This is a genomic window from Flavobacterium cryophilum, from assembly GCF_048286555.1.
Taxonomy (GTDB): Bacteria; Bacteroidota; Bacteroidia; order Flavobacteriales; family Flavobacteriaceae; genus Flavobacterium.
Genome location: NZ_JBLVPZ010000005.1, coordinates 1 through 15,568 on the forward strand (window position 1 = coordinate 1; position 15,568 = coordinate 15,568).

The window sequence follows — 15,568 nt, forward strand, 5'->3', positions numbered from 1 at the left end:
CAACATTTCTGTAAATAATAATACAGGTGTTTGTGGTGCTACCGTTTCTTGGACTGCTCCAACTTCTGCTGACAACTGTGCTGGAAGCACGATTGCTCAGACTGCAGGTGCTGCTTCGGGGACTGTGTTCCCAATCGGAGTTACAACAGTTATTTATATTGCAACTGATATTCACAGTAATGTTCAAACCGCATCGTTCACTGTAACGGTGTTTGATAATACTAAACCAATTATCAGTGGAATGCCTGCGAACATTACAATCAATAGCAATAGTGCCAACACAGCGACCTGTACACAAGTGGCAAGCTGGATTGCACCAACTGCTTCGGACAACTGTAGTGTAGCCACATTCACTAGTAATTATACAAGTGGCGCTTCATTCCCAGTAGGCACAACAACAGTAACATATACAGCGACTGACGTGAATAATAATGTTCAGACCGCATCGTTCACAATAACTGTAAATGATAATACAAAACCTGTTATTACTTGTCCTAGTAATATTACTGCTCATACCGATGACGGTTTATGTGCTAAAACATTCACATTGGCTCAGATTGGAACGGCATCAGCAAAAGATAATTGCTCGGCTACCGTAACTTGGATTAGAAGTGATGGGGCAATGTTGTTAAACGCTCTATTTTCATTTGGTTCTACTACCATCACTTGGAAAGCAACGGATCCATCAGGAAATTTTACTACTTGCGACCAAACAATCAATATAAATAATGTAACCACCAGAACATCAGTAACAGTTACACCAAATCCACAACAATACAGTGATTTGGTAACTTTTGTAGCAACGGTTACAAATTGTGATGGGGCAGCTATGGGTGGAACAGTTACATTCAAGGTTGGTTCACAAATTATGGGAACAGCAATTGTTGATGCGAATGGAACAGCAACATTATCTGACAAAGCCTTGCTAGAGCTTTCTTATCCTTCAGGTGTGCCAATTTTTCCTTCAAATGGGCAAATGGAAGAAGGAAGTAAAGTAGTAACAGCAGATTTTGCGGGAACTGCAAATGCATTTGTAAGCTCAGGAAATACTAACTTAACCATTACCAGAGAAGATGCTGTTCCTTATTATACAGGATCATCATTTGTTTCTACTGCCTCTACTACTTCTAGTACAGCAACGGTAATCTTGAGTGCAACTATTAAAGATATGACTGCAGTTAATTCGAGTATTGATCCAAACTCAGGGGATATTCGTAATGCAAGAGTTCGTTTTGTAAATAGAGATTTGACACCAACTGCAATAAGTTCTGCTACATCTACAACAGGATATTATATCTCTGATTGGTTGGCAGTAGGTTTAGTGAGTTCAGGAGACACCAAAACAGGTACTGCTACAACCAACTGGACAGCATCTATAGGAAGTTCAGATGCGCAACAGTTTACCATTGGAGTAATCATTGATAATAACGGTTACTATTTCCGTAATAATTCTGATGATAATACAGTGATTACCGTTTCCAAACCGCTAAATGATTTTGTGACAGGTGGTGGGTTTATTATTATGAGTAAAGCAATTGGCGGTATCAACCCACAGCAAGGAAAGAAAAATAATTTTGGTTTTAACATTAAGAGAAACAAAAACGGCGGATTGCAAGGTAATATCAACACGATTGTTCGTTCTTTGGATGGCAAAACATACCAGGTAAAAGGGAATGTGATGAGTTCGTTGTCTGTTAGTCCTGCTGCGTCAAATAGCCCTGCTAAAGCAGTGTTTAATGGTAAAGCAAATATTCAGAATATTACGGATCCTTTAAATGTGATTTCTGTCGATGGAAATGCTACTTTACAAGTGACTATGACGGATAAAGGAGAGCCAGGAAAAAATGATGACATATCAATTATAGTTTGGGACAAAAACAGTAATGTATGGTATAGCAGCAATTGGGATGGAACAAGAACACAGCAACAGGTACTGGATGGTGGAAATATAAAAATTCATAGCACAGGGTCCTTTAGCACTGGCACAGCTAGTAGTTCAGTTTCGCTTTCTTCATCGCTTAATCCATCTACAGTGGGACAATCAGTTACATTCACGGCAACTGTTACCGGAAATTTAACTACAAAACCTACAGGTATTGTAAACTTTGTTGATGTGATGACTAATACTGTTCTTGGAAGTATAGCTATTAATGCTACAACCGGAATAGCTTCCTTATCGGTAGGTTCATTATCTGCAGCATTACATACAATTACCGCATATTACGGAGGAGATAGTAGATATGCTGTAAGCAGTAACTCTTTTACACAAACTGTAAATTCTGCTCATTCCGCCCGTACAAGCGCTCCAGTAATTGCAAAGCAAGTGGACGAGATAGCAGTGGAAACCGTTCCTTTCAACGTTATTGCTTATCCTAACCCGTCAAACCAATACTTTAATGTAGAGATGAAAGGCGGCAGCACTGAAAAAGTAGACATAATGGTGTATGATGTTCTGGGAAGAACAATAAAACACATTGATACTAGTAATGGCCAAGAAATCAAGTTTGGCGATGAGCTTTCCGCAGGAGTATATATTGCAATTATCAAGCAAGGAGATAAACAAAAAACAGTGAAATTGATAAAACAGTAAAAATTATTATACTTGTAAGGTTTAAATTAACTCCATCTCAATTTTTATTGGGATGGAGTTTTTTATGCTGTTTAGTATTTCTGAAAAGGATAACAATAGTAATCAGTAGTAATAGATCATTCAATAAAACGAATTCGCACTTTATAACTATAGTGTAGAATACCAAAATTAGCTACATAAAATGATTGTTACTACATGGGTGAATTTATTATGGAAGAGATTGGGTTAATTCTAAGCCGGTGTCAGGAACCGTTTGAAACCTATTCAATTAGTTTGAAGAGGAAAAAAAATGAAATTTATTTGTTGGGATTTAAGCAAAAAAAAAACACTCTGAGACATTTCAGAGTGTTTTTTGATTTTATCTAAACATCAATTTACACAAACTCACCGTGTTGAGAAATATCTAAACCTAATTCTTCTTTTTCTTCACTTACTCTTAACGGAGTTATTTTGTTTACAATAAAGAAAAGGAAATAAGATGCTGAGAATGCAAATATTGAAACGATAATTAAAGCAGTTAATTGATTTAAAAATAAGGTAGCATCACCAAATATAAGTCCTTGATTATCTCCTACTGCTGCATTAACAGTTTTTGAAGCAAATACGCCGGTCAAAAGCATTCCAACCATTCCACCTACACCGTGACAGGCGAAAACGTCTAAAGCATCATCAATTTTTCCTTCATGAAAACTTCTAACCACTAAATTGCTCACAATACTGGCAAATATACCGATGAACATTGCATGTGGAATACTGACAAATCCTGCAGCAGGGGTAATTGCCACTAAACCTACAACCACACCAATACAAGCTCCCATCGCAGAAAGTTTATGTCCAAGAATTTTATCAAGAAATACCCAAGCCATTCCCGCAGCCGCAGCCGCTATGGTTGTCGTGCCAAGTGCTTGTACCGCTAATCCATTCGATCCTAGAGCAGATCCCGCATTAAAGCCAAACCATCCAAACCATAATAAGCCTGTACCTAATAATACATAAGTGATATGAGCAGGGGCTACTTTTTGAACTTTCCTTTTTCCTAAAAAAATAGCTCCGGCTAATGCAGCCCATCCAGCACTCATGTGAACTACAGTTCCACCGGCAAAATCCAATACACCCATTTTAAAGAAAATACCATCTGGATGCCACGTCATGTGTGCTAGTGGTGTATAAACAAGTAATATAAATAAAACCATAAATAATAAATAGGCCCAAAAACGAATTCGTTCTGCAAAAGCACCTGTTATTAAGGCAGGTGTAATGATTGCAAATTTTGCTTGAAATAGCGCAAACAACATAAAAGGGATTGTTGGAGCAAGACTCCAAGAAGTAGTGATGCCAACCTTTTGAAAAAATAAATTAGGTAGCGGATTACCAATTACTCCTCCTATTGTAGGGCCAAATGATAAACCAAAGGCGATAACGATCCATAAAACGGTAACAATTATCATAGCCATAAAACTTTGAAGCATGGTACTGATAACATTCTTTTTTCCTACCATCCCCCCATAGAAAAAACCAAGACCAGGTGTCATTATTAATACAAGTGCAGTAGCAACGATCATCCATGCTGTATCGCCAGTATCAAATTTTACTGCTTCTGTTGGAGCAGGACTGGCAATTATGAAATAATTTGAAAAAAGGGTTAATACCAAAATCGTGATTAATATCACACTTAAAATAATTTTTCGCATTGTTTTTTAGTTTTAAATTTCGATAAAAATATAAAATTGATTAACAATCCCCTTGAAAAGCATGAGTTAATGTTTAATTTTTATGATTTTTTTAATCTATACCCTATTTAATTATGGGTATAATATTATTTAAAGTAAAAATTTACAATTTGTTAAAGTAGGAATGCGAGAAATCATCTTGTCAGGAGAGGTTATTATAATTGTCAAAGAATCAATAGACCTATTTTCGTGTATTTCTGTTGTACACATCAAATCTCGATTGTCATTAAAAAAAATGCACCAATCGAAATTAATTCAATTGGTGCAATTATGTAAGTTTAAGGAGTAATGTTTTTATTTTAAAAGATGTTGGCTTAAAATTTTATAGACTTCATTGATGTTATTCCCTCCTTTACCAAATTGTTTGACAATGGGTGTATTATCGTTATTTAACCAAATTTTTAATTCAGCATCCATATCTAATATTCCAGCACTTTCTTTAGAGAATTTTTTAATGCTGGAGTAGGGGATTGACATATAATCAACTTTGGTTCCAACCAATTGTTTCTCGACCAAGATTAGCCTTTTATTGGTGAAAATAAACATATCACGAATAAGTTTGTATGCTTTTTCAATTATTTCTCCATCAATTAAGATTGGCTCAAATTCATTCCTAACATTTTCAATGTTAACTTCAGATGCATTGCCTAAGATGGCGTTAAATAGTCCCATTTTTAATTTATTTTTGATTGTATTTGGTTTTGTATCTGTCGTTCAGCTTTGTTTGATGGGTGTCCAGACTGATCATTCTACCTTGAATAAAAGCATTGGTCAATTTATTAGTTCTCATATCCAAAGCATCTCCTTCGGAAATAAATAGTGTAGCATCTTTTCCTTGCTCTAAGGTACCACATTGAGCGTCAATTCCTAGTATTTTAGCAGTATTTGATGTTATTAATTGCAAAGCTTGCTCTTTGTCTAGTCCATAAGCAGCACATGTTCCAGCTAAAAAAGGCAGGTTTCTAGTGTTCATTCTTTCATGGGCGCCGCTATTTTCTAAACCTACAACAACTCCTTTATCGGTCAATAATTTAGCTGATTTGTATGGTAAATCAATATCATGATCATCATTTTCAGGCATATCATGAACACGTCTAAGCAATACGCCAATATTGTTTTTTTGTAATAATTCAGCAGTTTTATAGGCTTCATATCCACCAACAATCACCATCTTCTTTACTCCATTTTCTTTGGCAAATTGCACGGCATCTATAATTTGTTTTTCTTCATTGGCATGAATATATAAAGTCTGGTTTCCATCAAATAACCCTTTAGTAGACTCTAAAACTAAATTTCGATCTTTTGAACTATCCCCTAAATATGCTTTGGCATTGGCTAAAAAAGAAGATAATTCTATAACTTGTTTTGCATAATCCTTATTGGTTTCAATGTTTCCTGGTTCAAATCGTGAACCACCTCTTCTAAAAGTAGCAGGGAAGTTTACATGAATTCCATCATTTTCTTTTAGCAACGCATCATTCCAGTTCCATGCATCCAGCTGAACAATTGATGAAGACCCAGAGACTGTTCCGCCACGAGGTGTAATTTGAGCCATTAAAATCCCGTTTGGTCGCACTGTTTCTATTACTTTAGAATCGGCGGTGTAAGCAATAATACTTCTAACATTGGGATTCATTGTTCCAATTTCGTCTTCATCATCAGAAGATTTCACGGCGTCAATTTCAACTAAACCCAATGTTGAATTAGGAGCAATAAATCCAGGATATACATGTTTTCCTGCGGCATTAATTGTAACATCATAGGCCCCTTCGGCTAATCGGATTACTCGGGCATCTGCAACTAAAGTAATTTTTCCGTCCACAAATCCTATGGCGCTGTTCTCAATTATTTGACCATTGCCTAAATGTGCTGTAGCATTAAGAATTAGTACAGACTTTGATTGCTTGGGAGCAGGTGTTTGTTGTGCTTTTGTAAGTATTGATAAACTAAATACCAATAGCAATAGATATGTTTTTTTACTCATCATATTTGTATTTTTTATTTGGAATTGCTTTGCCTCTTGGCAAAACCCTCGCAGTGAATTTTAGATTTTATTTTTATTCCTCTAAAGTATCACAGTGGTATTCTCTCTTTTCCGTTTTTTTAGGCTCTTGAGTGATCATTCCTTTATTCTTTTCTTGTAATAATTGACCAATCAATTCATTGCGTTCTTTAGCAATAGCGACTCTTTGTTCTACATCTTTTTGAAGATCATAATACACTACACCTTCGATTAACGTTTTTTCAGCTTTTGCATAAATAGATAACGGATTAGCGTTCCACAATACAACATCAGCATCTTTACCTACTTTTATACTTCCTACTTTATCATCAATATGCAGTAGTTTAGCAGGATTCAGAGTTACAAATTTCCAAGCATCTTCTTCTGAAATATTACCATATTTTACTGCTTTTGCAGCTTCTTGATTCAATCTTCTTGACATTTCAGCATCATCCGAGTTGTAGGCTACTACAAGTCCTGCATTATGCATAATTGGTCCATTGAAAGGAATGGCGTCATTTACTTCAAATTTATAAGCCCACCAATCTGAGAAAGTTGAGGCTCCTACGCCGTGTTCTTTCATTTTATCGGCAACTTTATATCCTTCAAGAATATGGGTAAACGTATTTACTTTAAAATTAAATTTATCAGCTACATTCATCAACATCAAAATTTCAGATTGTACATAAGAGTGACACGTAATGAAGCGCTCCTTATTTAATATCTCAGCTAATGTTTGCAGTTCTAAATCTACTCTAGGTGCTTTCCCTTTTGCTTTTTTACCAGAGACATAGTAATTTTTCCAAGCAGCATCATATTCTTTAGCGCGTTGGAAGTAATCCGTAAAAACTTGTTCCACACCCATTCTGGTTTGAGGAAAACGAGTAGGATTAGTAATTCCCCAGTTGGCTTGTTTTACATTTTCTCCCAAGGCAAATTTGATAAATCCAGGTTGGTCTTTATATAGCATTTCTTCTGCTGAAGCACCCCATTTCCATTTCACAATTGCTGAACGTCCGCCAATAGGGTTTGCTGAACCGTGTAATAATTGAGAAGTGGTAACTCCACCGGCTAAGTCTCTGTATATATTGATGTCTTCAGAATCTACTACATCCTGAATGGTTACTTCGGCACTGGAATTGTGGCCGCCTTCATTTACACCATTAGAAATTGCAATGTGAGAATGTTCATCAATAATTCCGCTGGTTAAATGTTTGCCTTTAGCATCAATAATAGTTGCTGAAGCGTCAGTAATATTTTTCCCAATAGATGCAATTTTTCCGTTTTTGACCAATACGTCAGTTTCTATTAAAATACCGTCTTTTTCATTGGTCCAAACGGTAGCATTTTTAAATAACAGTGTTTGTGTCGTTGGTTTTTTCAAATTACCATAAGCAACATTAGGGAATGTTGTAGGCATAATTGCATTGTTCTTTTCAATTTTTGAGGAATCAATAGCTTGTATAAAAGGAGCAGTTTTTATTGCAAACCATTTTACTTCATTTCCATTAAATAAAACCGCTTTTCCGGAAAGAGTCTGATTGTCTTCAACATATCCAATTAATCTTGTGAAACTGGTTTTTGTAGAATCAATAGGTTTGATTACCGTTGAAATCCAGTTATTGGTAAAGGTAAGTTTTGATTTTATTTTTTGGTTGTCATTAGTTGTTACCTCAGATTTTGGTGCTGAAACTTCGCCATCAATCTTCCATTTAAATTTTTCATTGTTAATGGTTAAATCATAATTACCACGAATATCTTTAATTGTAATATCGTTTATTACAAATTTGTTCCCTTGAACCCAGTTTTCATATAGTATTGTTTTTTCATTGAAAATCTCGCCGGATGCAATAATAAAATTGGCTAAACTTCCTGTTTTCAAACTTCCTATTTCATTACTTTTTCCTAAAATTGAAGCGGGAATAGTTGTCAAAGCTTCTAATGCTTTTGTTTTATCAAATCCGTATTTAATGGCTCTTAATAAATTGGGTCTAAAATCTTCCAATTTCTTTAACTTGTCCGTCGTCAAAGCGAAAACAATTCCATTATCGGATAAAATTTTAAGATTGGTTGGGGCTTGATTCCAAAAACGTAAATCTTTCAATTCCATTTGATTGGCAAGGTTTGGATCAGAAACATCATACGCTTCTGGGAAATTGATTGGAATAATAAATTTCGAATTTGTTTTTTTGATTTCTTCAATTCGTTCAAATTCATTTCCGTTTCCTTTCAAGATGTAATTTAAACCAAATTCTTTCGCTATTTTAGAAGCTCTTAAACTGTTTAATTTGTCTTCAGAAGCAAATATTTGGACTAATTTTTCATTATTGGATAAGGCATCTAAGGATAAATCTTTGGTTGTGGCGTTTCCTTTTTTGTACCAATCCAAATCTAAATACATCTGACGCAGTAATGCCATCATTCCCATCAATGAACTTGGATAGGCTTGGTTTGTTGTGGCACTTTTAGTAAACGCAAAATGATTGGTTACTTTATCCGATAATAATTGGCTGCTTTTATCAAAATTATTCAAGGCAATCAGTGTTCCTGATCCACGAGCAATTCCGTCTTGGACGTGAGTGCCTACGATACCAAATCCTGCTTTTAATAATTCTTCGGCTTTAAGTTGGTCGTATTTAAAGCTCTCATATCCATTTACTTCTGAGCGTATACTTTCATTCCAGTAATGTCCTGATTTTTTGGTGTCATATAAAGGATTTCTTTCCGTACTGTTAATTCCTTTCGGATTTTCGATTCCAAAACTGGTGTACATATCAATAAATGAAGGATAAATTGATTTCCCGTCTACGTTAATTATCATGCAATTTTTAGGAATAGCGATGGTATTTCCTGCACCAATAACTTTTCCGTTTTGTATTAGTAATGTACCTTTTTCAATAATTTGTGTTGGTGTAACATAAATTTTTGCATTGGTGAAAGCGGTGAAATTGGTGTTTTTGTTTTGCACACTTTCATTATTTGGAAAGTATTCTTGTGCGTAGGTTTTGGGTAATAAAACACTGAAATAGAGTAGAAGTAAGATTTTTTTCATAGTATAGTTTCTAATTATTCTCTAAAAGTAAAAAAAGGAATATGTTAAGCATTATTTTTTTTGTTTTTAACATTTATTTTTTGAAGAAAAAAACCAAATTGGGACACTCCACCCAATTATTTTAGTTTTTAGACATTAATAGTTACGCTTCTGCATCATTTTTAAATTTTGTAGGAATAAGTATAATAATTAAAAATGTTTAGCTAATTTTAGAATCAAATAAGTAAATATGTTAGTTAAAATTTTTGGAAGTGCTGTTTTTGGAGTGGAGGCCACGACAATTACCGTAGAGGTAAATATTGACAAAGGGATTGGTTATCATTTAGTTGGTTTGCCAGATAATGCTATTAAGGAGAGCAGTTACAGGATTGCGGCGGCTCTCAAAAATAACGGATATGCGATGCCTGGTAAAAAAATCACCATCAATATGGCTCCAGCTGATTTGCGTAAAGAAGGTTCTGCTTATGACTTGACTTTAACGATAGGAATTCTTGTCGCTTCGGGTCAAATAAAAGCTGAGGAGGTAGACAGGTACATCATTATGGGAGAACTTTCCCTGGATGGCAGCCTTCAACCGATACGAGGTGCTTTGCCCATTGCCATAAAAGCCAAAGAAGAAGGCTTTAAAGGTTTTTTTCTTCCGATTCAAAATGTGAAAGAAGCGGCAATTGTTACTGGATTGGATGTATACGGTGTTTCTAATGTGCAGGAAGTGATTGATTTTCTCGAAGTAAAAGGAACGCTGGAACCAACAACAATTGACACCAGAGCCGAATTCTATAAAGATTTAGATTTCCCTGAATTTGATTTTTCGGATGTCAAAGGACAAGAAAGCATTAAGCGTTGCATGGAAATTGCGGCAGCCGGAGGTCACAATATTATTTTGATTGGTCCACCGGGAGCCGGAAAAACAATGTTAGCCAAACGATTGCCCAGTATTTTACCGCCCATGACGTTGCGGGAAGCTTTAGAAACTACTAAAATTCATAGTGTTGCAGGAAAACTGAAAGAAGTAGGTTTGATGAATCAAAGACCGTTTCGCAGTCCACATCACACCATTTCAAATGTTGCTTTAGTTGGAGGAGGAAGTTATCCGCAGCCCGGTGAAATTTCTATGGCGCACAACGGCGTTTTGTTTCTGGATGAGCTACCAGAATTCAAACGCGATGTTTTGGAAGTGATGCGTCAGCCACTTGAAGATCGAGAAGTAACGATTTCAAGAGCTAAATTTACGGTTACTTATCCGTCGTCTTTTATGTTGGTGGCGAGTATGAATCCGAGTCCGAGTGGTTTTTTTAACGATCCAGATTCTCCCCAGACTTCTTCCCCTCACGAAATGCAGCGGTATCTGAGTAAAATATCCGGACCTTTATTAGATAGAATTGACATTCACATCGAAGTGACGCCAGTTCCTTTCGAAAAATTATCCGATGACCAAAAAGCAGAAAGTAGTGTGGAAATTCGCAAAAGAGTGACTGCGGCTCGAGAAATTCAAACCGAACGTTTTGAGCAAATGGAGAACATCCATTATAATGCCCAAATGAATACCAAACACATTCGGGAATATTGTGCCTTGGACGATGTTTCTAAGCTATTATTAAAAACCGCAATGGAACGATTGAATCTTTCGGCGCGGGCCTACGATCGTATTTTGAAAGTAGCACGCACAATCGCCGACTTGGAAGCCGCTCCAATAGTGGTTTCCAACCATATTGCTGAAGCTATTCAGTATAGAAGTTTGGATCGTGATGGATGGTTGGGCTAAAACAGATTTCAGATTTTTGATTAACGATTTTTGATTTCAGATGCTTAACCTCTGCAAAATTGATAATGCAATTGCTAGCGTGAGCATAACGCTCGTTCCTCTTACAAATTTATAATGATTTACTTTTGTTAGTGTTCACGAGCGGGGATTGCTAACGCGAGCGTAATTTTATTTGAATTCTGATATTACAGATTTCAGAAACTCTATTGTTTCTTTTTTATATTTTTTTAGATTATCAATTCTATCTATTTCAGTCTTAAAATCACTAATCCTTGCCTTTTGCGTTCTTTCTAAAGCTTCATCATTCCTATTTATTCTTATAAATGTTATGACTTTATTGAAAAAATTTGATCCACTTTCATCAATAAAACTTAATAATGTGTAAAATATTTTTTCTGAAAGTCTAAATGTCATTTGATTGTCCAAAAATAAACCAACAACAAAGCCAACTCTAAAATTATCAGTAAATCTATAGTTGATATTTAGCATAACATTTTGAGCTTCATAGCAACCATATTGTGACGATATTGTAATTTTTTTACCTATAAAAACAGCGTAATGTTCACTAACTTTATCTTGGAAAATTTGACCATAATCACTAGTTAATACTCTGATTGAATCTTGTTGTCTGTAAAAATCATTTGAATCAAATTCTATGATGAAGCGTTCCGATAACGCGTTCTCATCTTTAAACAATTCCGAAGCTTCAATTATTTCCATAGATGATATTAACTTTTCAAACTTAACGCTATTGGCTTTTGTAAATAGATTTTTTTTATAGATTTTGCTTAACATTATTGTTGTGAAATAACGCTCTCTTTTGTTGCTTTTTTGCAAAATAAACTCTAAAACAATATCTTTAGATCTTGAAGGTAGCTTTTTCCAAATTCTATAATCACAAGTTCCTAAAACAAATTCATATGTATGGTTTAATGATAAATCTTCCATTCTCCATTTTATGTCTGAAAGTTTTTGAGTTGTTATTTTTAAAAGTAATACACTAAATATTCTAATTCTTTTTAAAAATATTTTTTTTATTTCATCATCCTTAATCTCACCAATTTTTGAAATTAACATTTTGAAGAAATATGAATGTAAAGTTTTTGAAATTCTTGGGATTACATTTTTAGCATAATTTTCAATTACTGAATTATCATTTGAAAGAAAATGAGCTTTACTCGAAAGGTTTTCTATTAATTCGTGAATATAATTTTTCTTAAATTCTAATTTTTTGCTTAAAGTTATTTCTATAGATTGTTTAATAATGAAAATTAATTCGTCTTCAGTTGGTGCTTTTTCATAGGGATGTGCAAACAAACATCTCTGTCCCCAAAAAAATTGTAATTTTTTATATTCATCAGGTTCTATTATGCTTATAAGTAAAGATTCAGTTAAAATTTGAATGTCTGCCGATTTTTCATTTTTTTCTAACGCATCAATTTTAGTCAATGATTGTTGCGATTGAATATCTCCAATATTTGACAAATCATTTATTTTTCTTTTCAAAGATTCTACAATTGAAATCCAAGCAATGATATAACCTGCTCTGTAAGTTTTAGCTTTTAAACAATTTACAGATTCTCTAAATAAAATCTTATCAAATTCATTTACTATTTTATATTCTAACTCTTCAATTTCTTTCATTTGTATTTCGATTTCGATTTCTACTTCTACTTCTACTTTTCGTGTATTATGCCGCTCAACTTGTTTATATATATAACAAAATCATACAAATCCACCCAATTTAGGGTAGATATGTATTTACAACGTTCATACTATTTACTTCAAATATATTGATTTTTTCTTACAAGTCATCTAGCTATTGTACATTCGTGAGATGAATTTGAAAAATGTATTATGAAAGTAAAAACGCTCTAAGTAGCCCCGATAGAAATGAAAATCCTTGTTAGGGCTGGTGTTCAGCCTTAACAAGGATTGTAATGTATAGCGGGAAATACGTTGTAAAAAAACGAAATCGTTCTACTCCTAAAAAACAATAAAAATTAATTATCTATTAGAACGTCGGTCATTATTTTGACTCGGGCGTCTTGGACCAAAACTGTTGTTACTACTTCGGTTTGTAGCGTCAGTTTTGGGTTTTCGCGGAGTTGAATCGCGTTGTTGTCTTCCTTGACCTTGTTTAATTGGTTCTTTTGAAGCGTTAGGATCTGGTTCGAAACCTTTGATGTTTTCCTTAGGCAATTTCAAGCCTACCAATTTTTCAATATCGCGTAAAAAGACTGTTTCATCCGGGCTGAATAAAGAAATAGCTTCCCCATTGGCTCCAGCTCTTCCTGTACGACCAATTCTGTGAACGTAGTCTTCAGGAATGTTAGGCAATTCAAAATTGACCACATGCGGTAACAACGGAATATCCAAACCTCTGGCAGCAATATCCGTAGCAACTAAAGCGGTTAGGCTTCCGTCTTTGAAACCCGCCAAAGCTTTGGTGCGTGCACCTTGACCTTTATTTCCGTGAATCGCTGCTGCTTTGATTCCGGCACTAATCATGCTTTCCGTCAGCTTATTGGCGCCTTGTTTGGTACGGGTGAAAACCAAAATTTGTTTCCAGTTCCCTTCTGTAATTAATTTAATGATCAGTTCTGTTTTTTTCTCTTTTGCAACAGGATATATTATTTGAGTAATAGCATCAACAGTAGTGTTTTCCGGGGTAGCTTCCACATGAATGGGATGATGCAAAATGCCCATCGCCAATTTTTTGATGTCTGTTGAAAAGGTTGCCGAAAACATCAAGTTTTGCCTTTTTGAAGGTAATACTTTTATAATGCGCTCAATGTCTCGTACGAAACCCATGTCCAGCATACGGTCTGCTTCATCCAAAACTAAGATTTCAACTTTTGCAAGCGAAATCAAACCTTGATTTTGCAAATCGATTAATCGACCAGGAGTGGCAACTAAAATATCGACACCCTGACGTAGTTGTGTCACTTGTGGATTCTGGTTTACTCCACCAAAAATAACAGTACTTTTTAGGTCTAAAAATTCACTGTACTCTTTTATATTGGCCAATATTTGTGCAGCTAATTCTCTGGTTGGTGTTAATATTAAGGCACGAATGGGTCTGTTTCTTAACTGTTGACCTTGTGATAATAGTTGTAAAATAGGAAGTGTAAAACCTGCTGTTTTTCCTGTGCCTGTTTGTGCAGATGCTAATACATCATTGCCTTCTAAAATGGGTGGAATTGCTTTTTTTTGTATTGGAGAAGGGGTTGTATATCCTTTTTTGCTGATGGCTTTTAATAAAGCATCAGATAAGCCTAATGAGTTGAATGACATAAATGGTGTTTATAAAGTAAACACTATTATTTAGGTTACTTCTTAATTTGGCGCAAAGGTACTGCTAATTTGTTCGATGTGCTTTTGATTGCTGGACTTTGTTCAAATAAAATGTAGTACTTCATTTAAATCGATTACAAATAAAAAATAATTGGAATATTTGGCCTGTTTTTTTATCTACGTAATTTTTAAAATAAAATTTTAATTTATTTCCGCAAAAGTATTTCCTTGATTAACGTCACCCGTTTTATACCCTTTCATAAACCAAGCTTTGCGTTGGGCAGAGGTTCCGTGTGTAAACGATTCCGGGACAATATGGCCTTGTATTTTTGATTGAATTGCATCATCACCTACAGCATGGGCTGCACTTAACGCTTCATCAATATCGCCTTCTTCCAAGAAATTGTTCATTTTTTGATTATAATGTGTCCATACACCCGCATAAAAATCAGCTTGTAATTCTAACGCTACGGATAATTTATTGGCTTCGGCTTCACTTTTCCCTTCTTGCATCTGTCTCATTTTAGCGGAAGTTCCCAACAGTGTTTGTACATGATGACCAATCTCGTGGGCAATTACATAAGCGGTGGCAAAATCACCTCCTTGAGCTCCAAATCTTGTTTTCAACTCTTCAAAGAAAACTAAATCCATATACACTGTTTGATTGCCGGGACAATAGAAAGGACCCGATGCAGAAGTAGCATTGCCACACTCTGTTTCTGCAGCTTCGCTGAACAATACTAATTTTGGATTTTGAAATTGCATATTGTTTTCCTGAAAAATTTTTGACCACACATCTTCATTATCTGCAAGAATGGTTTTTATAAATTCACCTTCTTCAATTTCGGCTGCAGTCAAGGCTCGCTGTTCAGTAGGAGCTCCATTTCCCTGATTCATTTGTTCTAGTATTGGCGTAAGCATTTGGGCATTTTCTCCGCCAAAAAGATTCAGTAACAAAATAATAATACCAATAATTCCACCTCCTACAATAGTTTTCCCACCTGAAGACATTCCTCTGCGATCTTCCATATTGTCACTCTGACGTCTGCCACTCCATTTCATATTGGATTGATTTTTTAGTTAGCAATGCAATTATAAATATAAAATTAAATAATTTAAAAGAATAATTATA

9 protein-coding genes are annotated in these 15,568 nt (G+C 35.0%); 2 read left to right on the forward strand and 7 right to left on the reverse strand.

All coding sequences use genetic code 11. The features are described 5' to 3' along the window. The coding region (locus tag ACNQGJ_RS08905) for an HYR domain-containing protein (protein WP_417972546.1) at positions 1-2,590 on the forward strand (2,590 nt) is incomplete at its 5' end. Positions 2,591-2,964: 374 nt separating this feature from the next. Here ACNQGJ_RS08905 and ACNQGJ_RS08910 read toward each other — a convergent pair. The 4 genes from ACNQGJ_RS08910 to ACNQGJ_RS08925 form a co-directional block, all read right to left on the reverse strand. Further along, positions 2,965-4,281, reverse strand: a complete 1,317-nt coding sequence (locus ACNQGJ_RS08910; RefSeq protein WP_417972545.1) for an ammonium transporter — start codon at positions 4,279-4,281, stop codon at positions 2,965-2,967. Between the two features lie 333 nt (positions 4,282-4,614). Further along, positions 4,615-4,992, reverse strand: coding sequence for a PH domain-containing protein (locus ACNQGJ_RS08915; RefSeq protein ID WP_417972544.1), 378 nt, complete (start codon positions 4,990-4,992; stop codon positions 4,615-4,617). 7 nt (positions 4,993-4,999) lie between these two features. Continuing rightward, on the reverse strand, positions 5,000-6,304 hold the full coding sequence (locus ACNQGJ_RS08920) for an amidohydrolase family protein (protein WP_417972556.1): 1,305 nt from the start codon (positions 6,302-6,304) through the stop codon (positions 5,000-5,002). Positions 6,305-6,377: 73 nt separating this feature from the next. Further along, positions 6,378-9,374, reverse strand: a complete 2,997-nt coding sequence (locus tag ACNQGJ_RS08925; RefSeq protein WP_417972543.1) for an amidohydrolase family protein — start codon at positions 9,372-9,374, stop codon at positions 6,378-6,380. 229 nt (positions 9,375-9,603) lie between these two features. Here ACNQGJ_RS08925 and ACNQGJ_RS08930 point away from each other — a divergent pair, with 229 nt between their 5' ends. Further along, entirely contained in the window at positions 9,604-11,139 is a 1,536-nt protein-coding gene (locus ACNQGJ_RS08930) for a YifB family Mg chelatase-like AAA ATPase (RefSeq protein WP_417972542.1), read from the forward strand. Positions 11,140-11,307: 168 nt separating this feature from the next. Here ACNQGJ_RS08930 and ACNQGJ_RS08935 read toward each other — a convergent pair whose 3' ends face one another. The 3 genes from ACNQGJ_RS08935 to ypfJ form a co-directional block, all read right to left on the reverse strand. Then, on the reverse strand, positions 11,308-12,783 hold the full coding sequence (locus ACNQGJ_RS08935) for a hypothetical protein (RefSeq protein ID WP_417972541.1): 1,476 nt from the start codon (positions 12,781-12,783) through the stop codon (positions 11,308-11,310). 363 nt (positions 12,784-13,146) lie between these two features. Then, entirely contained in the window at positions 13,147-14,436 is a 1,290-nt protein-coding gene (locus ACNQGJ_RS08940) for a DEAD/DEAH box helicase (RefSeq protein WP_417972540.1), read from the reverse strand. A gap of 201 nt (positions 14,437-14,637) precedes the next feature. Further along, a complete protein-coding gene (gene ypfJ, locus ACNQGJ_RS08945; RefSeq protein ID WP_417972539.1) occupies positions 14,638-15,498 on the reverse strand; it encodes a KPN_02809 family neutral zinc metallopeptidase in 861 nt (286 codons plus the stop codon). Positions 15,499-15,568 lie beyond the last annotated feature (70 nt).